Source organism: Mesorhizobium carmichaelinearum (assembly GCF_900199455.1).
Classification (GTDB): domain Bacteria; phylum Pseudomonadota; class Alphaproteobacteria; order Rhizobiales; family Rhizobiaceae; genus Mesorhizobium; species Mesorhizobium carmichaelinearum.
This window is the reverse complement of sequence record NZ_FZQR01000003.1, coordinates 371,500-396,092: the sequence shown is the minus strand read 5'-3', so window position 1 is coordinate 396,092 and position 24,593 is coordinate 371,500. Positions and strand designations below refer to the sequence as shown.

Here is a 24,593-nt window from a genome sequence, read left to right as displayed (position 1 = left end):
CCGTTGACAGAACTCAGTAACATCTGCTTGAACTCGATCACGGGTCTGTGAATGCAGGCGCGTTTGGCAGGCACCGGAGGAGGTGTCGTGATCTGGAGGAATCCCATGCTGAACAGACGCAGATTTTTGATGAGCACGGCGGCGGCAGGTGCTGCCGGCCTTGCAGGACTTCATCTCACGCCCGCTTTCGCTGAAGGCGCACCGCAGATCCAGATTTTCGTGCCGGCGGCACCCGGCGGCGGCTGGGACCAGACCGGGCGCACGATGGATCAGGTGCTGCGCAGCGAGAAGCTGATCTCCGGCTCGCAGATCACCAATGTCGGCGGCGCCGGCGGCACGGTCGGGCTGCCGCAGTTCATCAGCCAATGGAATGGCAAGGGCAATTCGCTGATGGTTGCCGGCATGGTCATGGTTGGCGCCATCATCGCCAACAAGGCCGCCAACAATCTGACGCAGGTCACGCCGATCGCCCGCCTCACCGGCGAATTCGAGGCCCTGGTGGTGCCGGCGGAGTCGCCGTTCAAGACCGCCGCCGATTTCGTCGCCGCGCTCAAGGCCGATCCGACCAAGGTTCCGGTGGCCGGCGGTTCCGCCGGTGGCTCCGACCACATCCTGTTCGGCCTGATCGCCAAGACGGTCGGCGTTCCGGCGACCAGTCTTTCCTATGTGCCGTTCGCCGGCGGCGGCGAGGCCTTGTCGGCGCTGCTCGGCAACCAGGTGGCAGCCGGCATCTCCGGCTTTGGCGAATTCTCCGAGCAGATCAAGGCCGGCGCACTGAGGCTGCTCGCCATCTCGGCCGACAAACGCCAGGACGGTATCGACGCGCCGACGCTGAAGGAAGCCGGCATCGATGTCGAACTGTTCAACTGGCGCGGTGTTTTCGCGCCTCCCGGGGTGTCCGACGCCGACAAGGCAGCGATGATCACACTGGTCGAGACCATGGCCAAGAGCGATGCCTGGGCCACCGAATGCAAGAACCGCAACTGGACACCCATCCTGCTCACCGGCGATGACTATGCGAAATTCGTCGCCGAGGATTCGGCGCGCATCGAAGCCATCCTCAAGGATCTCGGCCTCGCCTGATTTTCCCCAGGGGGACGGCGCGAGCCGTCCCTCATTTTTCTATTCCAGCCGATCGCAGGAGAGAGTGCGGTCGGCCAATGAGTGAAGGTACGTGAAGCCGGCAGCGGCTGCCGGTTGTCTTGGCCAACTACCGGGGAGGGACGTTCATGAGCACCATCAACCAGCCAGCGGCGCCCTCGCGCCTTGCTGTGCCGGAATTGCTTGTTGGCATCGGCCTTCTGGCCTGTGCCGGCGCCGTGGCCTGGCAGACGCTGGCGATTCCGGTGTCGCCGCTCTATTCCAAAGTTGGCCCGACCGTCTTCCCCTATCTCACCATGGTCGGCCTGGTGGTGCTCTCGCTGCTGCTCATCCTCGCAGCACTTCGCGGCGGCTGGCAGCCGGAGGAGGAAAAGGAAACGCCGACCGACTGGAAGGCGATGGGCTTCGTTGTCATCGGCCTGATCGCCAACCTGCTGCTCATCCGGCCTCTCGGCTTCACAGCGGCATCGGTCATCATGTTCGTTCTCGTCTGCTACGGCTTCGGCAGCAAGCATACGCTGCGTGACGCGCTCACCGGTCTCATCCTGGCGCTGGCCGCCTATTTCGGCTTCGCCAGGGCGCTCGGCGTCAACATCGGCGCCGGATTCATCGAGAACCAGTTGAACACGGTGATCGACGCGATCATCGACGCTCTGGGAGGCTGATGCCATGGAAACGCTTGGCCATCTCGCCCACGGATTCTCGGTCGCCTTCACACCGATGAACCTGATGTGGTGCCTGCTCGGCACCACGCTCGGCACGGCCATCGGCGTTCTGCCCGGCCTCGGGCCGGCACTGACCATCGCCTTGCTTCTGCCGATCACCTATCAGGTGGCGCCGGAGGCGTCCTTCATCCTATTCGCCGGCATCTACTACGGCGCCATGTATGGCGGCTCGACGACGTCGATCCTGCTCAACACGCCGGGCGAAAGCGCCACCATCGTCACCGCGCTGGAAGGCAACAAGATGGCGCGGTCTGGCCGTGGCGGTGCCGCACTCGCCACCTCGGCGATCGGCTCCTTCGTTGCCGGCACGATCGGCACGCTGGGCGTCGCTTTTCTGGCGCCGGTGGTGGTCAAGTTCGCGCTGGCCTTCGGCCCGGCCGAGTATTTCTCGCTGATGGTGCTGGCCTTCATCACGGTTTCGGCGGTGCTCGGCTCGTCTTCGGTGCGCGGGCTCACCAGCCTGTTTGCCGGCTTCGTCATCGGCATGATCGGTGTCGACCTGCAGACCGGCCAGCCGCGCTTCACCTTCGGCTCGACCGAGCTGCTCGACGGCGTCGACGTCATCATCGCCGCCGTCGGCCTGTTCGCGGTCGGCGAGACGCTCTACATGGCTTCGCGCCGCTATGCCGGCAAGGATGAGATCGTGCCGCTGAAAGGCTCGCTCTACATGACCGCGGCCGAATGGGGCCGGTCATGGAAGGCCTGGCTGCGCGGTGCGGCGATCGGCTTCCCGATCGGCGCCATGCCGGCCGGCGGCGCCGAAATCCCGACCTTCCTGTCCTACGCCATCGAAAAGAAGCTGTCGAAGCATAAGGAGGAATTCGGCACGGTCGGCGCCATCGAGGGCGTTGCCGGTCCCGAGGCCGCCAACAATGCATCGGCCGCCGGCGTGCTGGTGCCGATGCTGACGCTCGGCCTGCCGACCTCGGCGACGGCGGCAATCATGCTGTCGGCGTTCCAGAGCTACGGCATCAATCCCGGGCCGCTGCTTTTGACGACGCAGGCCGACCTGGTCTGGGGCCTGATCGCCAGCCTGTTCATCGCCAATGTCATCCTCGTCATCCTCAACCTGCCGCTTATCGGTCTGTGGGTGCGGTTGCTGAAGATCCCGGCGCCGCAGCTCTATGCCGGCATCCTGGTGTTCGCCACCGTCGGCACCTATGGCATCTCGCAGTCGCCGATCGATCTCGTCATCCTCTATCTGCTGGGGGCGGCGGGCTTCCTGATGCGACGCTTCGATTTCCCGACCGCGCCCGTCATCATCGGCATGATCCTGGGGCCGCTTGCCGAAACCCAGTTCCGCCGGGCGATGACGATCTCGAATGGCGACTGGTCGGTGTTTTATACGCACAAGCTGTCGCTGACGCTGCTGACGCTCGCCTTCATCGGCCTCGCCGGACCGCATATCTGGGCCTTCATCGAGCATCGCCGGCGGCGCGGACCGGAGCATGTGCCGGGCGATGCCTGACCGATTGAGACGATATGACTGACCTGCTTTCCGGTATCCGCGTCCTCGACCTGACCAATGTTCTGGCCGGGCCTTATTGTGCCTATCAGCTGGCGTTGCTGGGGGCCGACGTAATCAAGGTCGAGGGGCCGCAAGGCGGCGACCTGGCGCGCCAGCTCGGCGGCTCGCCAAAGCTCAACCAAGCCGGCATGGGCGCCTCGTTCTTGGCGCAGAACGCCGGCAAACGATCTGTCGTGCTCGATCTGAAGACGGAAGCCGATCGCGAACGCTTCCTCGATCTTGTCGCCAGCGCCGACGCGCTGGTAGAGAATTTCCGCCCCGGCGTGATGGATCGGCTCGGCCTTGGCTATGAGGCGCTGAAGGCGGTCCGGCCGGGCCTCGTCTATTGCGCGATATCGGGTTTCGGCCAGACCGGGCCGATGCGCGACAATCCCGCCTATGACCAGATCGTCCAGGGCCTGTCGGGCATTATGAGCATCACCGGCACGCCGGAAACGGCGCCGCTGCGTGTTGGCTATCCGGTCGCCGATACGCTGGGCGGGCTGGTCGGCGCTTTCGCGATCGCATCGGCGCTGGTCAGGCAGAAGACATCGGGCGAGGGCGCCTTTCTTGACGTCTCGATGCTCGAATGCACGCTTTCCGCGCTTGGCTGGCCGGTTTCGAACTATCTGACGGCAGGGGTCGATCCGAAGCCGATGGGCAATGAGAACATGACGGCGGCACCGTCCGGCGCCTTTCGTACCGGCGATGGACTGCTCAACATTGCAGCCAACAAGCAGGAGCAGTTCGTGACGCTTTGCCGGCTGATTGGTCGAGCGGAGCTGGCTTCGGACACGCGCTTTGCCGAGCGCGAGACGCGCAAGTACAACCGCGCGGCGCTGAAAGCCGAGATCGAGGAGGCTCTTGCAGGCGCCTCGGCGGCTGTCTGGGAAGAGACGCTCAACCGCGCCGGCGTGCCGGCGGGCAGGGTGCTGACGATCCCGCAAGTGCTGGCCGAACCGCAGGTGCTGGCGCGCCAGGTGACCGCGAATTTTGACGATGTTGCCGGGATGGACAGGCCGCTGACCGTCCTGCGCGCCGGCTTCATGGTCGATGGTGAAGCGCCTTTGCCGATGAAGCCGCCGCCGGTGCTCGGTGAGCATATGGACGAGATTTTCGCCGGCCTGCCGCCACGCGCCAAGGCAAAGGCCCGGGCATGAGCGATACGCAGAAGAAGTCAGGCCGTGAGCGCGGCGAGGAATGGTGGCAGACCGGCATCATCGAGATGAGCCCCGGCGTCATCCGGCTGCGCGGCTATGAGATCCAGGACCTGATCGGCCGCGTCAGCTTCCCGGCGATGATCTGGCTGATGCTGCGTGGCGAATTGCCCAGCGAGGACCAGGCGGCACTGCTTGGCATTGCGCTGGGGGCGGCCGTCGATCATGGGCCGCAGGCACCGTCGATCGCCATTGCCCGCATGGCCGCCACCTGTGGCGTCGGCATCAACAGCGCCATGGCTTCGGCCATCAACGTGCTCGGTGACGTGCATGGCGGCGCCGGCGAACAGGCGCTGTCCTTCTACGGTGATATCGCCGTGGCGATCGATGGCGGGACGGTGCTGAATGAGGCGGTCGCGGCACGGCTTGACCGGTTCTTCGCCGAGGAAAAGGGTTATGTGCCGGGGCTCGGTCACCGCTTCCACCCCGTCGATCCGCGCGCGCCGCGGCTGCTTGAACTGACCCGCGCATTTGCCGCGCGTGGCGTGGTCAATGGACGGTTCGCCGACATTGCCGAGGCGATCGAGGCCGATGTCGCGCGGCGCAAGGGCAAGAAAATCCCGCTCAACATCGATGGCGCCACGGCGGTCATCTATGGCGAACTCGGCTTCCCGCCGCCGCTGACACGGGGGCTTTTCGTGCTGTCGCGTTCCGTCGGCATCCTGGCGCATGCCTGGGAGCAGTCGCAGCAGAGTGAGCGCAATAAGGGGCCGCTGCCGCGAGAATGGCTGTGGGCCTATACCGGCACGCCGCTGCGGCCGTTTTCGGGAGAGGACGAGGCCGGCGAGTGAGCCTATGACTCGCCGAGAGGCATAGGCCCGGGAAGCTTCAGCGTCCTCACCAGCGTCGAGAGGTCAGGCTCGTCGATCAGCGTCGCCGCGTCGGCCGGCGTAAGCCAGGCCCGCTGCCGCCGCTTGGCTTCCTGCCAGCTGGCCAGTTCCTCGGCCACCTCAAGCAGATAGACGATGACGTCGACACGAATGAAGTTGTTGGCCAGCCGTTTCCAGTAGGAATAAGTGCCCGCCGGTTGCTTCAATGTCTTGCCGAGCACGCCGGCTTCCTCCATTGCCTCGATGGTGGCTGCCTTGCGGCCGCTCTTACCCTTCATCGGCCATCCCTTGGGGACGATGAAGCGTTGCGTCGTCCGCGACGTGACCAGCATCACCTCGATATCGCCGACCGCGTTCAACCGAAAGGGGATCGCCGCGACCTGGCGGATCCGCTCGCCTTTCTTGGCCTTGCGCACGGCCTTTTTCTTGGTGGCTGCCATTCGTAACAATCCAGTCGGTGCAGTGCCCCATAGCGTGACGCGGCGCCTTTGCAAAACCCAAACTGCCGCAGGGGCACCTGAAAGGCCCCTATCATGTAAGTCGGCTAAATAAAAGAGTGGTCAGCCTGTCAGCGACAGGTGCTCACGGCGGTGTTGCCGATTATCTGTATCTGGCAACTCGACCTGACCTGCGGCACCACCAGCGGCGGTTGCTGGACGATCACGCGGTCTTGTGCGCGATACTGCTGTTGCTGCTGTTGAAATTGCTGCCGCTGAATCCGGTTCTGCAAGATCTGCAGATCGTTCTGCTGGACCAGCGCGTTGCCGTTGGCCGCGGGATTGAGCACCTGCGCGGAAGCGGGCAGCGCAAAGCCGGACACAAAAGCCGCGACCAGCAGCGCTGATGCAAGTTTCATCGATGGTCGACGCGCCGACATCCGCCCATTCCCGCGAAAAATCCTGTTCATCCGCCATATATAGGGCGTTCGCCCGGCGATGCCATGGCCGGCCCATCGGTCGCGTTGAAATCGATCACGCCCTCTGCTGGCCATCCGACCGCGACCGCGGATTGCCGACGACGCCAACGCTTGAGATCGGCATGGACATCGCGCCCGGCGACACTGCGGCATTCGCTTCATGGAAGTCCAGGTGGAGTTGCCCCAATAAAGGTCGCTTCGCGGCTGCGGAGAATCTACCCGGCAACCCCGCATTGCACTTGACGGAAGCGATCGATTCGCCGCTCTATCGGGTCGGCGCTGGCCTCGAACTGAATGGCGTCAATGGCGTCGGCATGTCCGTCAGGTACAACGGCGCCTTCGGGGAAACGGTCAAACAGAATGCAGCCAGCGCGTCTCGCAAGGTCAGTTTCCAGGCTGGCTCGAGACGGAGCCGGGCGGGAGAGGTCTTGATGAGGAAGTACGTGTTTTTCGCAGCCATGCTGGGTGCGGCCTGCACTGCCGGCCTGCCGGCAGTGGCCGCGCAGACCAAGGGCGACAAGGTTGCGGCGGCGCCCGCGCCCGCCGCGGATGCGCCGCAACTGCCCGGCGGTGCATCGGCCTTGTCCGAAACCCATGGCGACTGGACGGTCAACTGCCAGATATCGGGCACGAACAAGGTCTGCAGCCTGTCGCACCAGCAGTTCAACAAGCAAAGCAACCAGCGGCTGCTGGCGATCGAGCTGTCGAGCAAGACCGGCGACGATGCCACCGGCACCCTTGCCTTGCCGTTCGGGCTGGCGCTGGCCAAGGGCGTCACCCTGACCATCGACGACCAGAAGCTCGATGGCAGCCTGGCGTTCAACACTTGCCAGGTGGTCGGCTGCCTGGTGCCGGTGGCGTTCGATGCCAATGTCACGCCGCTGCTCAAGAACGGCACGACGCTGAAGATCGACGCCTTCGCGGCCGATACCGGGCAAGCGGTGAGCTTTTCCATTCCGCTCAACGGTTTCGGCGGGGCGCTTGCCCGCACGGCGGAACTGTTGTCGAACTGACGGCTTAGTCCGGAATCTGATGCGCGGCGTCCAACTGGCGCCGCGTATCTTGTCTTTTGCGCGTCAAACGACTGTTGTTTTCAACCGTTCGGCGATGAGGGCGGCGAGCCGCGCCGCCACCTGGTCCTTAGTCATTTCAGGCCATTCCTCGACGCCGGCCTTCGACACGATCCGCACCCGGTTGCGATCTCCACCCATGACGCCTGAAGGGCCGATGCCGCTCTCGTGCGAGACATCGTTGGCGACGATGAAATCGGCGCCCTTCTTCTTCAGCTTGGCCTCTGCATTGCGCAAAAGATCCTGCGTCTCGGCGGCAAAGCCGACGACCAGGCCGGGCCGTTGGCTGTGATGGCCGACGCCGGCAAGGATGTCGGGGTTCTCGACCATGCGCAGCACCGGTGGTCCTTCGCCCGCCACCTTCTTGATCTTCTCGCCGGCCGAATTCTCGCTGCGCCAGTCGGCAACGGCGGCGACAAATATTGCAGCGTCGGCGGGCAGAAGCTGTTCGACCGCATCGCGCATCTCTTGCGCACGTTCGACATGGATAGTCTTCACGCCGGCTGGATCGGCAATGCTGACGGGACCGGAGACGAGGCGCACATCGGCGCCAAGCCTTGCCAATGCCGCGGCGATGGCGTGACCCTGCTTGCCGGAGGAACGGTTGGCGATGTAGCGCACCGGGTCGATCGGCTCGTGCGTCGGGCCGGAGGTGACGATGATCTTGCGCCCCGCCAGCGGCTTGGGGCCGGCTTCGAGCAACGCCTCGATCGCCGCGACGATCTCCAGCGGTTCGGCCATGCGGCCTTCGCCGGCTTCATTGCTTTCAGCCATTTCGCCTCTGGCCGGGCCGACGAAGCCGATGCCGTCCTTGCCCAATGTCGCGCGGTTGCGGCGGGTGGCCGGATGCGCCCACATTCTGGGGTTCATCGCCGGCGCCATCAGCACCGGCTTGTCGGTGGCGATGAGCACCGTCGAGGCAAGATCATTGGCATGGCCGTTGGCAAGCTTGGCCATCAAATCGGCGGTGGCGGGCGCAACCACCAGAAGATCGGCCTCGCGCGACAGCCTGATGTGGCCGACATCGTGCTCGTCATTGCGGTCGAACAATTCGGTGTAGACATGGTCGGCGGAGAGCGCGCCGACAGACAGCGTGGTGATGAACTCCTGTGCAGCTGCTGTCATCACCACGCGCACCGCCGCACCACGCTCGCGCAACCGGCGGATCAGGTCGAGCGCCTTGTAGGCGGCAATGCCACCGCCGATGATGAGCAGGATGCGCTTGCCGGAAAGCATACCCGGCGGAAGGATCTTGCCCGCGGGGGCCGCAACCGGGGTCGCCGCACTGTGCGTGCTGGTCAGTTCGCGCAGGGTCCTTTCGATCTGATCGATACGGCCGGGTCCGATCTGACCGTCGACAGCGGCCCGGATCATCACCCGGGCCTGCTCTTCCATGGAGCGGTTGTTTTCCGCCGCCAATCGGCGCAGCAGCTCCTTGACCTCGTCGTCAAGGTTGCGGATCGTGATGCTTGCCATGTGATTGCACTTTGCTCATCTTAACCGATGGCGATGATAGCAATGCAATCAATTTGCCGCAAGTTGCCGGCCCGAGCTTCGATTTCTGGGCCTAAAGAATCTTCCAGGCGATATAGACCAGTGTCAGCGCAATCACCCACAGCGCCACGCGGCCGGAGCGGCTGTAGCGGGCCTCGGCCTTGCCGATGGCACGCGCCGTGGTCTCGTCGAAACGCAGGCCGTGCTCGGCCATCAGGTCGATCTCGCGCGACAGCCGGTCGGTGCGCGCGGCAAGCTCGGGCGCCTGGCGGGCGAGCGTCAGCAGCGCCTTGGCGCCGTCGCGGGCATCGACCATCATGCCGCGCGGGCCAAGGTTTCCGGCGATCCAGCCGCCGACCACCGGCTCGGCCGTCTTCCACATGTTGAAGGCCGGATCGAGCGTGCGCGCCACGCCCTCGACCACCACCATGGTCTTCTGCAGCAGGATCAGCTCGGGCCGCGTCGCCATGTCGAAGAGTTCAGTCACCTCGAACAGCAGTGTCAGAAGCTTGGCCATGGAGATGGTCTCGGCCGGCTGGCCATGGATCGGTTCGCCGATGGCGCGGATCGCTTGCGCGAAGGCCGCGACATTGTGCTGGCGCGGCACGTAGCCGGCCTCGAAATGCACCTCGGCGACGCGCAGATAGTCGCGCGTGATGAAGCCGTAGAGGATTTCCGCGAGGAAGCGGCGCTCCTTCTTGCCGAGACGTCCGGCAATGCCGAGATCGACGGCGACAATGGTACCGCTCGCCTCGACGAACAAATTGCCGGGATGCATGTCGGCGTGGAAGAAACCGTCGCGCAACGTATGGCGCAGGAACGACTGGATGAGGTTCGCGGCGACCGCCTTCAGATCATGGCCGGCCTCCTCCAGGCCTGCGATGTTGTTCATCTTGACGCCGTCGACCCATTCCATGGTCAACACGTCGCGACCGGTGCGTTCCCAGTCGACGTAAGGCACGCGAAAGCCGGGATCATCCCTGGTGTTCTCACCAAGTTCGGAGAGTGCCGCCGCCTCGAGGCGCAAATCCATCTCGATCTTGGTGGTCTGCGCCAGCGTCTCGGTCACCTCGACAGGCCGAAGCCGGCGTGAGGAGGGGATGTATTTCTCCTGCAGGCGGGCGGCAAGGAAATAGCTTTCGAGGTCATGGAAGAAGCGGCGGCGCACGCCGGGACGGATGACTTTCACCGCGACCTTGGTGGCAACGCCGTCATGGATGGTTTCGGCGGCATGGACCTGGGCGATGGAAGCGGCGGCGACCGGGTCGCCGAACTCGGCGTAGAGATCGCCCACCTTGCGCCCGAGCGAGGCTTCGATGGCGGCGACCGCCTCGGCCCTGGGGAAGGTGTGCATCTTGTCCTGCAGCATGGCGAGGTCGAGCGCCATGTCGTTGCCGACGACATCGGGCCGTGTCGCCAGGAACTGGCCGAGCTTGACATAGGACGGGCCGAGCCGAACCACCGCCTTGGCCAGCCGGTCGCTGCGCTCATAGGCCAGCGCGCGGCGGCGGGTGAACAGCCGCGCCAGCCGCCAGCCGAATTTCGGCAGGCCGGACAACTCCTCGCCCGGCAGAGCGGCGATGACGCCCTCGCGCACCAGCACCCAGCCGGCCCGTGCGAGCCTGAAACCAGCGCCGACGCTGCTCATGGCTGCACCTTGGCCGGTCCTTGCGACCGGCACGAGCCATATCGGGGATGGGAAATGCGGGCCAGCCTCAAAGCTTCCAGCCCGAATGCAGCGCGGCAATACCGCCGGAATAGTTGCGGAAGGAAACGCGGTCGAAGCCGGCGCGGGAAATCATCGCCGCAAAATTCTGCTGGTTGGGGAATTTCGCGATGGACTCGACCAGATAGGAATAGGGCTCGCCGTCGCCGGTGACCATCTTGCCGATCCTGGGAATGGCGTTGAACGACCAGGCCTCATAAGCCTTGTCGAGCAGCGGCATCTCGACCTCGGAAAATTCCAGGCACAGGAAGCGGCCACCTGGCTTCAGCACGCGGAACGCTTCGCCGAGCGCGATATCGATGCGCGGCACGTTGCGGATGCCGAAAGCGATGGTGTAGGCGTCGAATGTGGCATCGGCGAAGGGCAGTTCCTCGGCATTGGCCTCGACGAAATCGGTGTTGCCGGATAGGCCCTTCTTTTCGGCCCGGTCGCGGCCGACACTGAGCATCGAGCCGTTGATGTCGAGCACGGTGGCATGAGCATGGCCGTGGCTGGCTTCGACGATGCGGAAGGCGATGTCGCCGGTGCCGCCGGCCACATCCAGGACCTTCCAGCCTGCGCGCTTCGGCGGATTGAGCCATGTCACCATGGCATCCTTCCACAGCCGGTGCAGGCCAGCCGACATCAGATCGTTCATCAGGTCGTAGCGGTTGGCAACCTTGTGGAAAACGTCGTTGACCAGGGACTGCTTCTCGCCTTCCCCTACACGCTTGAAACCATAGGAGGTTTCCATGCCGCCGGCGGCCGTGGTTCTCTCAACTGACATTTTTTTGATCCGTCATAAAACCGGCGGGACCATAGCCGATCGATGCTGTGGGCGCTATTGTTTAAGGCGCGGTGTTCAGCCGCGCTTCCAGGTGGTGGGTTTTCAAGACCTGGACTGACCGACGGGATGTTTGAATGCCTTTGAAAGCGGAACTGCACTGCCACATTGAAGGGGCAGCGGCGCCAGAGCTCGTCATCCGCCAGGCGCAGAAATACGGCAAGGACACCTCGCCCTATATCCAGAACGGTTCCTTTGTCTGGCACGACTTCACCTCCTTTCTTGCGGCTTACGATTTTTCCGCCGATCTGTTCCGCACCGAGGAGGATTACGCACGACTGGCCGACCATTATCTGACCAGCCTGGCCCGCGACGGCGCCATCTACTCCGAAGTGTTCACCTCGCCGGACCATGCGACGAAGGCAGGCCTGTCGCCCAAGGCCTATACCGACGCGCTCGGCGAAGGCATGCTCCGCGCCAAGGCCAAGACCGGCATTGAGGGCCGCATGATCGTCACCGGCGTGCGCCATGTCGGCGTCGAATCGATCGAACAGGCGGCGCGCTTTGCGGCGCGCTGCGGGCATCCGCTGGTCACCGGTTTCGGCGTTGCCGGCGACGAGCGCATGGGCGAGATGGAAGACTATGTCAGGGCTTTCGAGATCGCCCGCGAGGCCGGGCTCGGCATCACCATCCATGCCGGTGAGCTGACGGGCTGGGAGACTGTCCAGGCGGCGCTCGACCATATCCGCCCATCGCGCATCGGTCATGGCGTGCGCGCCATCGAGAATCCTGATCTGGTCCGGCGCATCGCCGACGAGGGCATCGTGCTGGAATGCTGTCCTGGTTCCAACATCGCGCTCAAAGTGTTTGACAATTTTGCCGACCATCCGTTTCCCGCCTTGCAGGCGGCCGGCTGCAAGGTGACGCTCAACTCCGACGACCCGCCCTATTTCTGGACCTCGCTGAAGCGCGAATACGATATCGCGGCGGAGCATTTCGCGATGAACGAGAAAGCGCTGGCGGCCGTCACCCGAACCGCCATCGAAGCCGCCTTCGTCGACAGGAAGACCAAGACAGCACTTCTGGCCCGGCTGAACGGTGCGGCGCGCTGATTTTCTCCGACAAAGCTGTGGTCGATGGCGGCCAAGCGGTTCCTTGGCCGGTGCATTGTCGTTAGGGTCGTTCCAGCTGCCTGAAGCGCGTCCGCGCGCCGGGCGACACGCATCAGGAGAACACCATGAAGGGCGTCACCGTCGTCGACCACCCGCTTGTCCAGCACAAGCTGACCATCATGCGCAAAAAGGAGACCTCGACGGCCGGCTTCCGGCGGCTGTTGCGCGAGATATCGCTGCTGCTCGGCTACGAGGTGACCCGCAATCTCGAACTGACCACCACCACCATCGAGACCCCAATCGAGGAAATGGAAGCGCCGACGCTGGAGGGCAAGAAGCTGGTTTTCGCTTCGGTGCTGCGCGCTGGCAACGGCTTGCTGGAAGGCCTGCTCGACCTGGTGCCGGCGGCGCGCGTCGCCCATATTGGCCTCTACCGTGACCATGAGACGTTGGAGGCGGTCGAATATTTCTTCAAGGCGCCGAGCGATCTCGCCGACCGGCTGGTGATCGTCGTCGACCCGATGCTGGCGACCGCCAATTCGGCAATCGCGGCGATCGACAAGCTGAAGGGGCGTGGCGCCACCAACATCCGGTTCCTGTGCCTTTTGGCGGCGCCCGAAGGCATCGAGCGTTTCACCAAGGCGCATCCGGACGTTCCGGTCTTCACCGCGTCCATCGACCGCCAGCTCAACGAGAAGGGCTACATCATGCCCGGCCTCGGTGACGCCGGCGACCGCATGTACGGGACCAAGTAGCACCAGGCAAAGTTGCCTGGTACTATTTACCGAATGTTTACGAAACGGAGCGGTTTTGGCGCCTGTTAAAGCGGCAAACACCATCCCGGGCTAAAGGATCGGCCATCACAAAGGCCGATCCATGCTGCGCAAGCTTCTCATTCTCAGCGTCTTTGCCGGAGCATCGGCATCGATCCCGGTCGTCTATCAGTCGAATCCGCAGATATTCGAAACCCTGCTGAAATCGGCGGTGACGGCCAAGCCCGCTACCGAGGCTCAACCGGAGGTCAGCCTGGCATCCGTTCCCGACAAGCCGGCAGCGCCGCTGCCGATCGGCCGCAAGGTCGTCGTCACCGCGGACGGGCGCGGCCATTTCTCGTCGACCTTCAAACTCAACGGCCGCCAGGTCGACGGCATGATCGACACCGGCGCCACCCTGGTCGCGGTCAACACGTCGACGGCGCGCCGGATCGGGCTGTCGCTCAATCCGTCCGATTTCAGCCACGAGGTCAACACCGCCAACGGCTCGATCAAGGCGGCGGTGGTGATGATCGACCGGCTGCAGATCGGCAGCATCAGCGTCGATGGTGTGCAGGCCATCGTTCTCGACGACAAGGCGTTGCGCACCAATCTGATCGGCATGAGCTTTCTCAGCCGACTCGGCAAATACCAGGCCGAAAACGGCACGCTGCTGCTCGTCCAATAATCAACCGCGCGGCAGGATCCGCCGGATGACGGTTTTGTCGGCCGGCGGTTTCGAAGCGCCGATGGCGTAGGCTGAAACCACAGAGGCTGCCGCTACCTCGGCATCGGAGGGGGAGCGGGCGTAGATCAGCGCCAGCACATCTCCGGCATGCACTTCCGCCCCTATGGGCAGCAGCCTGGTGATGCCGACGGCGAGGTCGATCTTGTCGTCAGACCTTGTGCGCCCGCCGCCCAGGCCAACCACCGCAAGGCCGATGTCGCGGGTGGCGATGCCGGTGACGAACCCGTTTGCCGTCGCCTTCACCGCGAATTCGGTTGGCGCGTCGGGCAGATATTTTTCGGGCTTCTCGATGAAATCCGCGGGGCCGCCAAGCACCGCCACCATGCGCGCGAAGGTGGCGGCGGCGCGGCCGCTGGTCAGCGTCTCGGTGGCGCGGCGCAAGCCATCCTGGTTGGATGACACCAGCCCCGCCGACTGCAGCATTTCGGCGGCCAACGCCAGCGTCACATCCTCCAGCCGCCGGTCACGCAGACGGCCGGTCAGAAAATCGACGGCGTTGCGTACCTCGACGGCGTTGCCGGCGGCCGAGGCCAACGGCTCGTTCATGCCGGTGATCAGCGCCGAGACCTTCAGTCCGGCGCCGCTGGCGACCTCGACCAGGCTGTTGGCAAGCGCGGTCGCGTCGCGCGACTTCTCCATGAAGGCACCATTGCCGACCTTGACGTCGAGCACCAGCGAGCCCAGGCCGGCGGCGAGCTTCTTCGACAGGATCGAGGCGGTGATCAGCGGTACCGATTCCACGGTGCCGGTGACGTCGCGGATGGCATAGAGCCGGCGGTCGGCCGGCGCCAGATCGGCGGTCTGGCCTATGATGGCGCAGCCTGTTTCCAGCACCGCCTGGCGAAACAGCGCGATATCGGGCTGGCTGGTGTAGCCGGGGATCGCATCCATCTTGTCCAGCGTGCCGCCGGTATGGCCAAGGCCACGGCCCGAGATCATCGGCACATAGGCGCCACAGGCAGCGACGATCGGCGCCAGCATCAGCGAGACATTGTCGCCGACGCCGCCGGTCGAATGCTTGTCGGTGACCGGGCCGGGCAGGTCCGACCAATCGAGCACATCGCCGGAATCGCGCATGGCCAGCGTCAACGCCACGGCCTCGTCGCGATTCATGCCGTTGAAGAACACCGCCATGGCAAAAGCCGCGGTCTGGCCATCGGTGACGGCGCCCGAGGTCACGCCGTCGACGAAGGCTGCGATTTCACTGGCCGAGAGCCTGTGGCCGTCTCGCTTGTGGCGGATGATTTCCTGCGGAAGCATCAGCTTTCCAGCAGTCCGTCACGGAACACTCTGTGCAGGACCGTTGCCAGCCGCGACCCGCCGACCGGCGCCATGTCCTTGGTCTCCTGGTGCGAAAGTTCGGCTCCGGTCATGCCGGCCGCCAGATTGGTGATGACCGAGCAGGCGGCGACGCGCAGGCCAAGGAAGCGGGCGAGAATGACTTCCGGCACGGTCGACATGCCGACGGCGTTGGCACCCATGATGCGTGCCATGCGGATTTCGGCCGGCGTTTCGAAACACGGGCCGGAAAACCACATATAGACGCCCTGGTGCAGCGTGGTGCCGGTCGCCTTCGCCGCGCGTTCGATGGCCTTGCGGATGCCGGCATCATAGGCTTCGGTCAGGCCGACGAAACGGCGGTCGCTGGGCTCGCCGATCAGCGGATTGCTGCCGGAGAAGTTGATGTGGTCGGTGAGCAACATCACCGAGCCCGGCGGCATGTCTGGGTCGACCGAACCGGCGGCGTTGGTGAGGATCAGTTTGGTGATGCCGATGCCGGCGAGCACTTCCAGCACCGGGCGCATTGCCGCCGCGTTGCCATGCTCATAGTAATGGGCGCGGCCGGACAGCATCAGCACCGGCGTGCCGGCAAACAGCCCGGCCACCACTTCGCCGGCATGGCCGCTGACGCCGCTCCTGGGAAAGCCAGGCAGCTCGGCATAGGGGACGCGGATCGGGTGCTCGATCCGGTCGACCAGCACGCCGAGGCCCGAACCCAGCACCAGCGCTGTCGACGGCGCCAGGCCGTCCAGCCTTTCGATCAGATGGTCCACCGTTTTTTCGGTCATTGCAGCCCGCTCTTCATTTGAGAATATCGCCGCGAAAACCGTAGGGCAGCATGTCGCCCATGGTCACGGTCTCGGCCACGCCCGTGTTGTCGCAGAGGTAGAGTTTTGTGTCCGGCCGGCAGAATTCGGCCAGCCGCTGGCGACAGCCGCCGCAGGGCGAGCATTTGGCCATGCGTTCGGCAATGACGGCGATTTCGACGATTTTGCCACCGCCGCCCATGATGTAGTGGCCAAGCGCGGTGGTCTCGGCGCACCAGCCCTCCGGATAGGAGGCGACCTCGATGTTGGCGCCGGTGAAGACGCGCCCATCCTCGGTGCGCAAGGCGGCACCCACGGGAAATTTCGAATAGGGCGCATAGGCCTTGGCCATGGCGGTCCTGGCCGCTTCGAACAGATCATGCGACATTCAGTTCTTCTCTCCGACGATCGTGTCCAAAACCCGGCGCGTGCCTCGCGCCGGGCCTAGCGTTCCTTGACGTAGGGCACGCCGCCGGCGCGCGGCGGGATCGCCTTGCCGATGAAGCCGGCGAGCAGGATGACGGTGAGGATATAGGGCAGCGCCTGCATGAACTGCACCGGCACCTTGCCGATGATCGGCAGCGGCGAGCCCTGCAGGCGGATCGCCGCCGCGTCGAGGAAGCCGAACAAAAGACAAGCGAACATGGCGTTGACCGGCTTCCACTTGGCGAAGATCAGCGCGGCCAGCGCGATATAGCCCTTGCCGGCGGTCATGTCCTTCACGAAGCCGCCATTCTGCACCATCGACAGATAGGCGCCGGCGACGCCGGTGAGGATGCCGGTGCAGATCAGCGCGCGGTAGCGCAGCCAGGCGACCGAAATGCCGGCAGTGTCGACAGCGGCCGGGTTCTCGCCGACGGCGCGCAGCCTAAGGCCAAAGCGGGTGCGAAACAGCACCCACCAGGTGAACGGCACCATCAGAAAGGCGAGGTAGACCAGCAGCGAATGGCCTGAGATCAGTTCCGCATAGATCGGCCCGATGATCGGCACATCCCGGACCGCTTCGGCGCCGGGCCAGACAATCGCGTCGAACCGCTCGCCCGGTTGCAGCGCCGGCGTGCGCCCGCCTTGGCTGAACCAGGCCTGGCCGAGGATGATGGTCGAGCCGGCGGCGATGAAATTGATCGCCACGCCGGAAACGATCTGGTTGCCCCGATGGGTGATCGAGGCGAAGCCGTGCACCATGGCAAAGGCGACCGAAATCAGGATCGCCATGCCGAGGCCGATAAAGGCCGAATGGAACACGGAAGCCGCGGCGGCGCCGGCGAAGGCGCCGACCAGCATCTTACCTTCCAGGCCGATGTCGAAGATGCCGGAGCGCTCGGAAAAGAGGCCGGCGAGGCAGGCGAGCAGCAAGGGCACCGACAGGCGGATGGTCGAGTCCAAAATCTGCACGATGGCGATAAAGACATCCATCTCAGGCGCCCTTTCCCTTGACCGCTTCCATGCCGACCGACCTCGGGCTGAACGAGGCGAACAGCGCCTGGATGTAAGGCCTGAACATGTGTTCCAGCGCGCCGGCGAACAGGATCACCAGACCCTGGATGATGACGATCATGTCACGGCTGATCGCCGGCATCTCGAAGGCGAGTTCGGCACCGCCCTGATAGAGCATGCCGAACAGGACCGCCGCCAGCACGATGCCGACCGGATGCAGGCGCCCCATCAGCGCCACGGCGATGCCGACGAAACCGGCGCCGGAGACGAAGTCGATCGCGACATTGTGCTGGTCGCCCATCACCGGATTGAGCGCCATCATGCCGGCCAGCGCACCCGAGATCATCATCGCGGTGATGATGATGCGGGTTTCCGAAATGCCGGCATAGCGCGCCGCCTTCGGGCTGTGGCCATAGGTGCGCATCTCATAGCCGAGCTTGGTGCGCCAGATCAGCAGCCAGACCAGGAAGGCCATGAGCAGCGCCAGCAGGAAGGTGACGTTGAGCGGCGCCGAGCGGATCTTGGCGCCGAACAGCTCGATGATCCAGTTGAGCTTCGGCAGTTCGGCCCCGGCGAAGAAGTTGCGCGTCTGCGGGGCTTGCGACCCTGCAGGCTTCAACGGTCCGACCAGCAGATAGACCATGATCGAGGCGGCGATGAAGTTGAACATGATGGTGGTGATGACGATGTGCGAGCCGCGCTTGGCCTGTAGATAGGCGGGGATCAACGCCCACAAAGCGCCGACAACCGCCGAAGCGACGATGGCCAGCGGAAATGTCAGCCACCAGGGCAGCGTGCTGTCGAAGGACAGGCAGACGATGGCGATGCCAAGGCCAGAAATGTAGGCCTGCCCCTCGGTGCCGATGTTGAACAGGCCGCAATGCGCCGCCACCGCCACCGAAAGTCCGGTGAAGATGAAGGTGGTGGCATAGAAGAGGGTGAAGGCGATGCCGGTTCCCTTGCCGAAGGCGCCCTCGACCAGGATGACGGCGGCGCGGAACGGGTTCTCACCGACCAGCAGCACGACGAAGCCGGCGACGATGAAGGCCACCGAGAGGTTGATCAGCGGGATCAGCCCATAATCGGCCCAGGCCGGCAGTTTGGCGTAAGGCGTGCTCATGCGGCGGCCTCCTGCTCGACGCCCGCCATCAGCAAGCCAAGCTCGCCCTCGGTCGCCTCCGGGCCGCGCTCGCCGACGATGCGGCCGGCAAACATCACCAGGATGCGGTCGGAGAGCGAGCGGATCTCGTCGAGCTCGACCGACACCACCAGCACGGCCTTGCCCTGGTCGCGCATGGCAATCAGGCGCTTGTGGATGAATTCGATGGCGCCGACATCGACGCCGCGCGTTGGCTGGCCGACGATCAAAACACCCGGGTCTTGTTCCATTTCCCGCGCGAGCACGATCTTCTGCTGGTTGCCGCCGGAGAAATTGGCCGTCTTCAGCCGCGGATTGCTTGGCCGGATGTCGTATTTCTCTATCTTGTCCTTGGCGTCAGCCATGATGGCATCGACGTTGAGGAACGGCCCTTTGAGATAGCGGGGGTCGTCGTGATAACCGAGGATGGAATTCTCGTTTTCCTCGAAGGCCAGCACCAGCCCGACATGATGGCGATCCTCCGGCACGTGAGCGAGCCCGCGGTCGCGCAGTTCGCCGGGGTCGGCCTTGCCGGTGAGATCGATCGGCTTGCCGTCCAACATGACGGAGCCGGAAACGGCGTGCCTGATGCCGGAAATCGCCTCGAGCAGTTCGGATTGGCCGTTGCCTGCGACGCCGGCAATGCCGACGATCTCGCCGGCGCGCAGGTCGAAGGAGATGTCGTCGACCATGGTGACGCCACGGGAATCCTTGACCGTCAGGTTCTTGACCGCGAGCTTGACGGCGCCGGCTTCGGCTTCGCCCTTCTCGACCCGCAGCAGCACACGGCGCCCGACCATCAGTTCGGCCAGTTCCTCGACGGTGGTTTTCTTGGTCTCGCGGGTCGCCACCATCGTGCCTTGGCGCATGACCGAGACGGTGTCGGTGATGGCCATGATCTCGCGCAGCTTGTGGGTGATCAGCACCACCGTCTTTCCCTGCTCCTTCAACTGCTTGAGGATGCGGAACAGGTGGTCGGCCTCGGCCGGCGTCAACACGCCGGTCGGCTCGTCGAGGATCAGGATTTCGGCGCCGCGATAGAGCGCCTTGAGGATTTCGACGCGCTGCTGCAGGCCGACCGGCAGTTCCTCGATGATGGCGTCGGGATCGACCTCGAGCCCGTATTCGCGCTCCAGCCGCTCCAGCTCGGAACGCGCCTTGGTGATGCTGCGCTTCAGCAGCGCATCGCTTTCGGCGCCAAGAATGATGTTTTCCAGCACCGTGAAATTGTCGACCAGCATGAAATGCTGGTGCACCATGCCGATGCCGAGCGCGATCGCGTCGTTGGGCGTCTTGATCGACGCCGGCTGGCCGCCGACGCGGATTTCGCCGCTGTCGGCCTGGTAGAAGCCATAAAGGATCGACATCAGCGTCGACTTGCCGGCGCCGTTCTCGCCGACGATGCCATGGATGGTGCCGCGCGCGATCTCCAGATTGATGTCGCGGTTGGCACGCACGGCGCCAAAACTCTTGTTGATGCCGATCAGTTCGATTGCGGCTTGCGCCATGCAGCCAGTCCCACTCTTATTTTTTTATCGCTTGGTCAAAACGCCTAGCATGACGCTCCGCCCATGCCAATTGGCCGGAGCAGTATCCACTCTCGGCAAATCACGGTGTGCTTGTCAATTTCCAACGTGTCCGCCAGCTTCATATTCGCTAATATGACGACGTCGAAATTCGCATCACGATGCAAGGCATTGTGGCGCAGCATCAGGGACTGCAAATGATCATGCCCGCCGACCGGCTGACGACGCTGGAAATCCGCGCCGCCGAGCAGGAAAAGACCATCGAGGAACTGTCGGGCCAGATCGCCGAGCAGTGGAAGGTGGTCGAACGCATGCAGCGCAAGCTCGACGCCCTGACCGACCGTTTCCTGGCGCTGGAGGAACAGTCGGCACCCGACGTGCCCGTAACCAAGCCGCCACACTGGTGAGGAAAAGGGGAGGGCGCAAATCATGGCCAGTGAAAGCGACCGTATCGCAAGGGCCGGCGACTATGTGCTCGGCCTGATGAACGACGCGGAGCGCGAGCGGGCCGAGCGCGACCTCGAGATCGATCCCGCCTTCCGCGACGCGGTCGTGCGGCTGGCCGAACGCATGCATGTCTTCGACCGCGTCGAAAAACCTGCCTTGCCCGCCAATCATTGGGCGCTGGTCACGCAACGCCTCGCCGAATTGCCGCAGATGCGCAGCGTCGGTCTGGGCAGCAGCGATGCCAAACCGGGGACGGTGATTCGAAGCCTGTCCCGGCCACCATACGGCATTGGCGTGCATTCGCTTGGCGGCCGGCGCGGCACCGTCATCGCCATCGTGCGGATAGTGGTCTTCGCACTCGGCTATCTCGTGGGCCGCTTATAGCCGGAGTTCGCGCGACATCAGCAGCATTGGGTGACTGTCCTGCTCGAACGGCTCGACGACCACCCAGCCGAGCGCAGAATAGAAATCACGCGCTTCCCACGTATAGAGGTAGAGCCTCTCCACACCGATCGACGCCGCATGCGCTTCGATGGCCGCGACCAGCGCGCGGCCGATCCCCTTCTTGCGGTGGTTGTGATCGACGACCAAGCCAGCCAACCATGGCGTCAGGTCGTGCGCGGGTTCCAATTCGCGGCGGACCAGCAGGCATGTGCCGGCCGCTACGTCGTCGACCCGCGCCACCAGCGCCGTCTCGAAGCCGTCCCCGGCCAGGAGTGTCCGGAGCCCGGCAGCGTCCTCATCCGGCGTCCTCGCGCTACCCTCGAAAAAGGCGGCAACGCGCAATCGTGTCACCGCCTCGACGTCGCGTTCGGTCATGGGTTCTATGATCGGCTTCACTCTTGCCTCGGTCGTCAGACGTCTTCCAAAAACAAAACCGCCGGGACAAAGCCCGGCGGTTCGCAAAATGAGTGTTTGCCGATCAATAGGGGCAGGCGTTGTCGGCCGTGTAGTCGTGCACCTGGATCTTGCCGGCGATGATGTCGGCCTTGGCCTTCTCGACCGCCGCCTTCATCTCAGGGGTGACCAGCGCCTTGTTGTTGTCGTCCATGGCGTAGTCGACGCCGCCTTCCTTGAGGCCGAGGTTTTCGAGGCCGCCCTTGAAGGTGCCGTTCTTGCCGTCCATGAAGGCGGTGTAGACGGCAACGTCGACGCGCTTCATCATCGAGGTCAGGACCTTGCCTGGCTGCAGGCCATTCTGGTTGGAATCGACACCGATGCCGAGCTTGCCGGCATCCGCCGCCGCCTGCAGCACGCCGACGCCGGTGCCGCCGGCGGCGGCGTAGACCACGTCGGAGCCCTGGTCGATCTGCGTCTTGGCGATTTCGCCGCCCTTGGCCGGGTCGTTCCAGGCGGCCGGCGTGTCGCCGGTCATGTTCTGGATGACGTCGGTCGCGCCGGCGGACTTGGCGCCGCCGACATAACCGCATTCGAACTTGCGGATCAGCGGGATGTCCATGCCGCCGATGAAGGAGACCTTCTTCGTCTTCGATGCCATCGCCGCCATGATGCCGACGAGGTAGGAGCCTTCATTCTCCTTGAACACCAGCGAGCGGACATTGGGCAGATCGACGGCGTCGTCGATGATGGCGAAGTTGAGATCGGGATATTCGGCCGCGACCTTCTTCAGCGCATCCTCCCAGGCAAAGCCGGCCATGACGATCGGGTTGTGGCCGTCCTCGGCGAAGCGGCGCAGCGCCTGCTCGCGCTGCGAGGCGTTGGAGACCTCGAACTCGACATAGGGGACGCCGGTCTCGGTCTTGAATTTCTCGGCGCCATGGAAGGCAGCCTCGTTGAAGGATTTGTCGAACTTGCCGCCCAGATCATAGAGGATGGCCGGCTGGACATCCGCGGCGAAAGCCGGAAGAACCATTGCGGTTGCGGCCAAGAGGCCGAGAACGATACGTTTCATGTGATCCACACCCTGTCGGTTATTTTTTCCGTTACGCACCGCCTGGCTGCCCGGTTCACCGGCAACCACGCGACGTCAGCCAGGAGTGTATTCCCCTCCCGCTCCTGGGCAATCTGGCACGGCCCGAAACAAAATTCACGCGGAATTTTGACCTTTTGGAAAAGCGTGCCACGGGCGGACCATGCCGCAGTCCGATCCTTGCGCGTAAGCCCTCAGGCGGTGGCGGCCGGCATGGCGCAGGCGATGCCCGTGCCCTTGAGGTTGCAATAACCGTAAGGGTTCTTTGCCAGATATTGCTGGTGATCGGCCTCGGCGAAGTAGAAGGCGGGCGCCGGTGCGATCTCGGTGGTGATCCTGCCGTGGCCGGCACCGCGCAGCGCGGCCTGATAGGCGTCGCGCGAGGCGTTTGCCGCCTGGAATTGCGCATCGCCGGATGTGTAGATCGCGGAGCGGTAGGTGGTGCCGACATCATTGCCCTGGCGCATGCCTTGCGTCGGGTCATGGCTTTCCCAGAACAGCCGCAGAAGGTCGGCATAGGAGACGATCTTGGGGTCGAAGACGACCAGCACTACTTCGGCATGGCCGGTCAGCCCGGTGCAGGTTTCCTGATAGGTCGGATTGGGCGTGATGCCGCCGGCATAGCCGACGGCGGTAACCCAGACGCCTTCGGTCTGCCAGAACAGGCGCTCGGCGCCCCAGAAGCAGCCGAGCCCGAACATCGCCGTCTCCAGCCCCTCGGGGTAGGGCCCCTTGAGCGGCCTTTTCAAGACATGGTGCTTGGAAATTGTCTGGATCGCCTTGGCACGACCCGGCAAAGCCTCGGACGGCTTCGGCATATTGAGCTTCTTGTTCAGCATGTCGCTGAGAAAGAACATGCGCGGCTTTCCTTCCCGTCAGGATGCAAGAAAATTGATCAGTTGGCGGCGAATTGGCCCGTGCGCCGCTGCCAGCGGTAGCCGATGGCGTAGAGCAGGAAGGCCAGCACCGCGAACACGGCAAAGCCCGGCTGGTTGAGCACCCAGGCGATGGCGCCGTCCCACAGCAGCGGACTGGCCTTGGCGCGGACGAAGGTTTCGAAGGCGGCCCGCGTGTCCGGCGAGACGGCCAGCCAGCTGGCATTGAGCGGGGTCAGCACAAGCGCCGAAGCCGCCACCGTGCGCGTCGTGTCGAGCACCGCCATGATGACGGAAACCGACAGCGCGACCATGGCCGCAAGACGAAAAATGAAGCGAAACATCAAGCTCTCCCCCGGCCGATCCTGGACGGGATCTCCGGCACGTATCCCCTGCGAGAAATAGAGTGCGCATGACTTGCCCGCAACCGCGATACGCGAATTTGAAGGGCTTCCTCTCCCTATGTCACTGGCTTGCGCCTGCGCCGGTGAACGAGCCAGACGGCAAGAATGCCGCCGGCAATGGCGCCGACCACCAGCCCGCCCAGGCCGAAGAAGGCGGCGAAATAGCCGCAGCCACCTTCGAAGCAGCTTACCTCGGCGACATCGGCGATCACCGAGCCGGCAAGGAAGCCGCCCACGGCACCGACGACGGCGCCGAGGACGATGCCAAGCAAGGCGGCGGCGATCGAAGCGCCGACCGGCGGCGCTTCGGTTTGCGGCTTGGCGTAGACGGTCTCGGCGCCGGAGCCGCCGCGCAGCAGGTAGATGCAAAGCAGGCCGATGCCGATTTCGATGGCGGAGATGCCGAGGCTCCTGGCGGAGAAGACGAAATCCGGCACGACAAGCACATAGGCCTGCCTTGCCAGCACCCAGACGATGAGGGCGATCTGCCAGACAGTGAAATGGCGAGGGAAGCGCCCCGAGCGGCCAAAGGCGAGGCCGAGCAGGTAAAGCCCCCACAGGATGATGATGACATTGGCGACGAGGCCGCCGAGCAGGAAATTGAAGATCTTGTCCGGCAGGCCGGAATTCCCGACCAGCCACCAGGCCGACGCCAGGCCATAGACCGACCACGCCATGACGAAGATGAGCCAGCCGACTGGGACGTAAAAAAGGTCGCCGCCCGGGCGGCCGGCTGGCGTCTGCCCAGTGCCCGGTTGTTCGCTGCTCGATGTCATATCCGGACGATG

The 24,593-nt window shown here is 64.3% G+C and carries 27 protein-coding genes; 11 read left to right on the top strand and 16 right to left on the bottom strand.

Features of this window, described 5'->3' with window-relative positions; genetic code table 11:
• Positions 1 to 105 precede the first annotated feature (105 nt).
• The 5 genes from CKW40_RS08550 (at position 106) to CKW40_RS08530 (ending at position 5,341) form a co-directional block, all read left to right on the top strand.
• The gene (locus CKW40_RS08550) at positions 106 to 1,083 is read left to right on the top strand and encodes a Bug family tripartite tricarboxylate transporter substrate binding protein (protein ID WP_095199493.1); all 978 of its coding nucleotides are present in this window, start codon (positions 106 to 108) and stop codon (positions 1,081 to 1,083) included.
• A 146-nt stretch (positions 1,084 to 1,229) separates the two neighbouring features.
• Positions 1,230 to 1,766 carry a tripartite tricarboxylate transporter TctB family protein gene (locus CKW40_RS08545; RefSeq protein ID WP_095199492.1) on the top strand — a complete coding sequence of 179 codons (537 nt, stop codon included), beginning with the start codon at positions 1,230 to 1,232 and terminating at the stop codon, positions 1,764 to 1,766.
• A 4-nt stretch (positions 1,767 to 1,770) separates the two neighbouring features.
• Positions 1,771 to 3,294 (top strand): tripartite tricarboxylate transporter permease, encoded by a 1,524-nt coding sequence (locus CKW40_RS08540; RefSeq protein ID WP_095199491.1) that lies wholly within the window; start codon positions 1,771 to 1,773, stop codon positions 3,292 to 3,294.
• A 14-nt stretch (positions 3,295 to 3,308) separates the two neighbouring features.
• Positions 3,309 to 4,493, top strand: a complete 1,185-nt coding sequence (locus CKW40_RS08535) for a CaiB/BaiF CoA transferase family protein (protein ID WP_095199490.1) — start codon at positions 3,309 to 3,311, stop codon at positions 4,491 to 4,493.
• Positions 4,490 to 5,341: a citryl-CoA lyase gene (locus CKW40_RS08530; RefSeq protein ID WP_095199489.1), complete on the top strand. Its 852-nt coding sequence runs from the start codon at positions 4,490 to 4,492 to the stop codon at positions 5,339 to 5,341. Before CKW40_RS08535 ends, CKW40_RS08530 begins: the two co-directional genes overlap by 4 nt.
• A 2-nt stretch (positions 5,342 to 5,343) precedes the next feature.
• On the opposite strand, the gene CKW40_RS08525 is transcribed toward CKW40_RS08530, so the two are convergent.
• Positions 5,344 to 5,820, bottom strand: coding sequence for an NUDIX hydrolase (locus tag CKW40_RS08525; protein WP_095199488.1), 477 nt, complete (start codon positions 5,818 to 5,820; stop codon positions 5,344 to 5,346).
• A 128-nt stretch (positions 5,821 to 5,948) separates the two neighbouring features.
• The gene (locus tag CKW40_RS08520; RefSeq protein WP_244571132.1) at positions 5,949 to 6,257 is read right to left on the bottom strand and encodes a hypothetical protein; all 309 of its coding nucleotides are present in this window, start codon (positions 6,255 to 6,257) and stop codon (positions 5,949 to 5,951) included.
• 470 nt (positions 6,258 to 6,727) lie between these two features.
• Here CKW40_RS08520 and CKW40_RS08515 point away from each other — a divergent pair, with 470 nt between their 5' ends.
• On the top strand, positions 6,728 to 7,309 hold the full coding sequence (locus tag CKW40_RS08515; RefSeq protein WP_095199737.1) for an invasion associated locus B family protein: 582 nt from the start codon (positions 6,728 to 6,730) through the stop codon (positions 7,307 to 7,309).
• Between the two features lie 63 nt (positions 7,310 to 7,372).
• Here CKW40_RS08515 and coaBC read toward each other — a convergent pair whose 3' ends face one another.
• The 3 genes from coaBC to ubiE form a co-directional block, all read right to left on the bottom strand.
• Positions 7,373 to 8,842 (bottom strand): bifunctional phosphopantothenoylcysteine decarboxylase/phosphopantothenate--cysteine ligase CoaBC, encoded by a 1,470-nt coding sequence (gene coaBC, locus CKW40_RS08510; RefSeq protein WP_198421141.1) that lies wholly within the window; start codon positions 8,840 to 8,842, stop codon positions 7,373 to 7,375.
• 91 nt (positions 8,843 to 8,933) lie between these two features.
• Entirely contained in the window at positions 8,934 to 10,508 is a 1,575-nt protein-coding gene (gene ubiB / locus CKW40_RS08505; RefSeq protein ID WP_095199735.1) for a 2-polyprenylphenol 6-hydroxylase, read from the bottom strand.
• Between the two features lie 67 nt (positions 10,509 to 10,575).
• Entirely contained in the window at positions 10,576 to 11,352 is a 777-nt protein-coding gene (gene ubiE, locus CKW40_RS08500; RefSeq protein WP_095199486.1) for a bifunctional demethylmenaquinone methyltransferase/2-methoxy-6-polyprenyl-1,4-benzoquinol methylase UbiE, read from the bottom strand.
• 134 nt (positions 11,353 to 11,486) lie between these two features.
• On the opposite strand from ubiE, the gene CKW40_RS08495 reads away from it, so the two are divergent.
• The 3 genes from CKW40_RS08495 to CKW40_RS08485 all read left to right on the top strand — a co-directional run bounded on the left by CKW40_RS08495 (position 11,487) and on the right by CKW40_RS08485 (position 13,901).
• Positions 11,487 to 12,461, top strand: a complete 975-nt coding sequence (locus CKW40_RS08495) for an adenosine deaminase (RefSeq protein WP_095199485.1) — start codon at positions 11,487 to 11,489, stop codon at positions 12,459 to 12,461.
• A 125-nt stretch (positions 12,462 to 12,586) separates the two neighbouring features.
• Positions 12,587 to 13,216 carry a uracil phosphoribosyltransferase gene (gene upp, locus CKW40_RS08490; protein ID WP_095199484.1) on the top strand — a complete coding sequence of 210 codons (630 nt, stop codon included), beginning with the start codon at positions 12,587 to 12,589 and terminating at the stop codon, positions 13,214 to 13,216.
• Positions 13,217 to 13,337: 121 nt separating this feature from the next.
• Complete coding sequence (locus CKW40_RS08485) at positions 13,338 to 13,901, top strand: TIGR02281 family clan AA aspartic protease (RefSeq protein WP_095199483.1); 564 nt, start codon at positions 13,338 to 13,340, stop codon at positions 13,899 to 13,901.
• On the opposite strand, the gene deoA is transcribed toward CKW40_RS08485, so the two are convergent.
• The 6 genes from deoA to CKW40_RS08455 are packed head-to-tail and all read right to left on the bottom strand — an operon-like array spanning position 13,902 to position 20,131.
• Positions 13,902 to 15,221 carry a thymidine phosphorylase gene (gene deoA / locus CKW40_RS08480; protein WP_095199482.1) on the bottom strand — a complete coding sequence of 440 codons (1,320 nt, stop codon included), beginning with the start codon at positions 15,219 to 15,221 and terminating at the stop codon, positions 13,902 to 13,904.
• On the bottom strand, positions 15,221 to 16,030 hold the full coding sequence (locus CKW40_RS08475; protein WP_095199481.1) for a purine-nucleoside phosphorylase: 810 nt from the start codon (positions 16,028 to 16,030) through the stop codon (positions 15,221 to 15,223). Before CKW40_RS08475 ends, deoA begins: the two co-directional genes overlap by 1 nt.
• Before the next feature lie 13 nt (positions 16,031 to 16,043).
• Positions 16,044 to 16,436, bottom strand: a complete 393-nt coding sequence (gene cdd, locus CKW40_RS08470; protein ID WP_095199480.1) for a cytidine deaminase — start codon at positions 16,434 to 16,436, stop codon at positions 16,044 to 16,046.
• Positions 16,437 to 16,492: 56 nt separating this feature from the next.
• Complete coding sequence (locus CKW40_RS08465) at positions 16,493 to 17,464, bottom strand: ABC transporter permease (RefSeq protein ID WP_095199479.1); 972 nt, start codon at positions 17,462 to 17,464, stop codon at positions 16,493 to 16,495.
• A 1-nt stretch (position 17,465) separates the two neighbouring features.
• The gene (locus CKW40_RS08460) at positions 17,466 to 18,605 is read right to left on the bottom strand and encodes an ABC transporter permease (RefSeq protein WP_095199478.1); all 1,140 of its coding nucleotides are present in this window, start codon (positions 18,603 to 18,605) and stop codon (positions 17,466 to 17,468) included.
• Positions 18,602 to 20,131 (bottom strand): ABC transporter ATP-binding protein, encoded by a 1,530-nt coding sequence (locus CKW40_RS08455; protein ID WP_095199477.1) that lies wholly within the window; start codon positions 20,129 to 20,131, stop codon positions 18,602 to 18,604. Before CKW40_RS08455 ends, CKW40_RS08460 begins: the two co-directional genes overlap by 4 nt.
• 218 nt (positions 20,132 to 20,349) lie before the next feature.
• Between CKW40_RS08455 and CKW40_RS08450 the strand changes: the two genes are divergently transcribed.
• Positions 20,350 to 20,556 carry a SlyX family protein gene (locus tag CKW40_RS08450; protein WP_179297894.1) on the top strand — a complete coding sequence of 69 codons (207 nt, stop codon included), beginning with the start codon at positions 20,350 to 20,352 and terminating at the stop codon, positions 20,554 to 20,556.
• A 22-nt stretch (positions 20,557 to 20,578) separates the two neighbouring features.
• Positions 20,579 to 20,980, top strand: coding sequence for a hypothetical protein (locus tag CKW40_RS08445; RefSeq protein ID WP_095199475.1), 402 nt, complete (start codon positions 20,579 to 20,581; stop codon positions 20,978 to 20,980).
• On the opposite strand, the gene CKW40_RS08440 is transcribed toward CKW40_RS08445, so the two are convergent.
• From CKW40_RS08440 to CKW40_RS08420, 5 genes are all read right to left on the bottom strand, one after another.
• Complete coding sequence (locus CKW40_RS08440; protein WP_244571131.1) at positions 20,975 to 21,415, bottom strand: GNAT family N-acetyltransferase; 441 nt, start codon at positions 21,413 to 21,415, stop codon at positions 20,975 to 20,977. The genes CKW40_RS08445 and CKW40_RS08440 overlap by 6 nt on opposite strands.
• 103 nt (positions 21,416 to 21,518) lie before the next feature.
• Positions 21,519 to 22,508 carry a BMP family lipoprotein gene (locus CKW40_RS08435; protein ID WP_095199473.1) on the bottom strand — a complete coding sequence of 330 codons (990 nt, stop codon included), beginning with the start codon at positions 22,506 to 22,508 and terminating at the stop codon, positions 21,519 to 21,521.
• 212 nt (positions 22,509 to 22,720) lie between these two features.
• Positions 22,721 to 23,383: a peptide-methionine (S)-S-oxide reductase MsrA gene (gene msrA / locus CKW40_RS08430; RefSeq protein WP_095199472.1), complete on the bottom strand. Its 663-nt coding sequence runs from the start codon at positions 23,381 to 23,383 to the stop codon at positions 22,721 to 22,723.
• 38 nt (positions 23,384 to 23,421) lie between these two features.
• The gene (locus CKW40_RS08425) at positions 23,422 to 23,745 is read right to left on the bottom strand and encodes a hypothetical protein (protein ID WP_095199471.1); all 324 of its coding nucleotides are present in this window, start codon (positions 23,743 to 23,745) and stop codon (positions 23,422 to 23,424) included.
• A gap of 116 nt (positions 23,746 to 23,861) precedes the next feature.
• Positions 23,862 to 24,581: a hypothetical protein gene (locus tag CKW40_RS08420; protein WP_244571130.1), complete on the bottom strand. Its 720-nt coding sequence runs from the start codon at positions 24,579 to 24,581 to the stop codon at positions 23,862 to 23,864.
• Positions 24,582 to 24,593 lie beyond the last annotated feature (12 nt).

Excerpts from the sequence above, each read along its gene's own strand:
- CKW40_RS08495 (WP_095199485.1), top strand. The coding sequence starts at position 11,487 with ATGCCTTTGAAAGCGGAACTGCACTGCCACATTGAAGGGGCAGCGGCG.
- CKW40_RS08440 (WP_244571131.1), bottom strand. The coding sequence starts at position 21,415 with ATGACCGAACGCGACGTCGAGGCGGTGACACGATTGCGCGTTGCCGCC.
- cdd (WP_095199480.1), bottom strand. The coding sequence starts at position 16,436 with ATGTCGCATGATCTGTTCGAAGCGGCCAGGACCGCCATGGCCAAGGCC.
- CKW40_RS08485 (WP_095199483.1), top strand. The coding sequence starts at position 13,338 with ATGCTGCGCAAGCTTCTCATTCTCAGCGTCTTTGCCGGAGCATCGGCA.
- CKW40_RS08425 (WP_095199471.1), bottom strand. The coding sequence starts at position 23,745 with ATGTTTCGCTTCATTTTTCGTCTTGCGGCCATGGTCGCGCTGTCGGTT.
- CKW40_RS08550 (WP_095199493.1), top strand. The coding sequence starts at position 106 with ATGCTGAACAGACGCAGATTTTTGATGAGCACGGCGGCGGCAGGTGCT.
- CKW40_RS08540 (WP_095199491.1), top strand. The coding sequence starts at position 1,771 with ATGGAAACGCTTGGCCATCTCGCCCACGGATTCTCGGTCGCCTTCACA.
- CKW40_RS08515 (WP_095199737.1), top strand. The coding sequence starts at position 6,728 with ATGAGGAAGTACGTGTTTTTCGCAGCCATGCTGGGTGCGGCCTGCACT.
- CKW40_RS08545 (WP_095199492.1), top strand. The coding sequence starts at position 1,230 with ATGAGCACCATCAACCAGCCAGCGGCGCCCTCGCGCCTTGCTGTGCCG.
- CKW40_RS08525 (WP_095199488.1), bottom strand. The coding sequence starts at position 5,820 with ATGGCAGCCACCAAGAAAAAGGCCGTGCGCAAGGCCAAGAAAGGCGAG.
- CKW40_RS08455 (WP_095199477.1), bottom strand. The coding sequence starts at position 20,131 with ATGGCGCAAGCCGCAATCGAACTGATCGGCATCAACAAGAGTTTTGGC.
- CKW40_RS08520 (WP_244571132.1), bottom strand. The coding sequence starts at position 6,257 with ATGTCGGCGCGTCGACCATCGATGAAACTTGCATCAGCGCTGCTGGTC.
- coaBC (WP_198421141.1), bottom strand. The coding sequence starts at position 8,842 with ATGGCAAGCATCACGATCCGCAACCTTGACGACGAGGTCAAGGAGCTG.
- msrA (WP_095199472.1), bottom strand. The coding sequence starts at position 23,383 with ATGTTCTTTCTCAGCGACATGCTGAACAAGAAGCTCAATATGCCGAAG.
- CKW40_RS08475 (WP_095199481.1), bottom strand. The coding sequence starts at position 16,030 with ATGACCGAAAAAACGGTGGACCATCTGATCGAAAGGCTGGACGGCCTG.
- deoA (WP_095199482.1), bottom strand. The coding sequence starts at position 15,221 with ATGCTTCCGCAGGAAATCATCCGCCACAAGCGAGACGGCCACAGGCTC.
- ubiE (WP_095199486.1), bottom strand. The coding sequence starts at position 11,352 with ATGTCAGTTGAGAGAACCACGGCCGCCGGCGGCATGGAAACCTCCTAT.
- CKW40_RS08535 (WP_095199490.1), top strand. The coding sequence starts at position 3,309 with ATGACTGACCTGCTTTCCGGTATCCGCGTCCTCGACCTGACCAATGTT.
- CKW40_RS08435 (WP_095199473.1), bottom strand. The coding sequence starts at position 22,508 with ATGAAACGTATCGTTCTCGGCCTCTTGGCCGCAACCGCAATGGTTCTT.
- CKW40_RS08465 (WP_095199479.1), bottom strand. The coding sequence starts at position 17,464 with ATGGATGTCTTTATCGCCATCGTGCAGATTTTGGACTCGACCATCCGC.
- CKW40_RS08445 (WP_095199475.1), top strand. The coding sequence starts at position 20,579 with ATGGCCAGTGAAAGCGACCGTATCGCAAGGGCCGGCGACTATGTGCTC.
- CKW40_RS08460 (WP_095199478.1), bottom strand. The coding sequence starts at position 18,605 with ATGAGCACGCCTTACGCCAAACTGCCGGCCTGGGCCGATTATGGGCTG.
- ubiB (WP_095199735.1), bottom strand. The coding sequence starts at position 10,508 with ATGAGCAGCGTCGGCGCTGGTTTCAGGCTCGCACGGGCCGGCTGGGTG.
- CKW40_RS08530 (WP_095199489.1), top strand. The coding sequence starts at position 4,490 with ATGAGCGATACGCAGAAGAAGTCAGGCCGTGAGCGCGGCGAGGAATGG.
- CKW40_RS08420 (WP_244571130.1), bottom strand. The coding sequence starts at position 24,581 with ATGACATCGAGCAGCGAACAACCGGGCACTGGGCAGACGCCAGCCGGC.
- upp (WP_095199484.1), top strand. The coding sequence starts at position 12,587 with ATGAAGGGCGTCACCGTCGTCGACCACCCGCTTGTCCAGCACAAGCTG.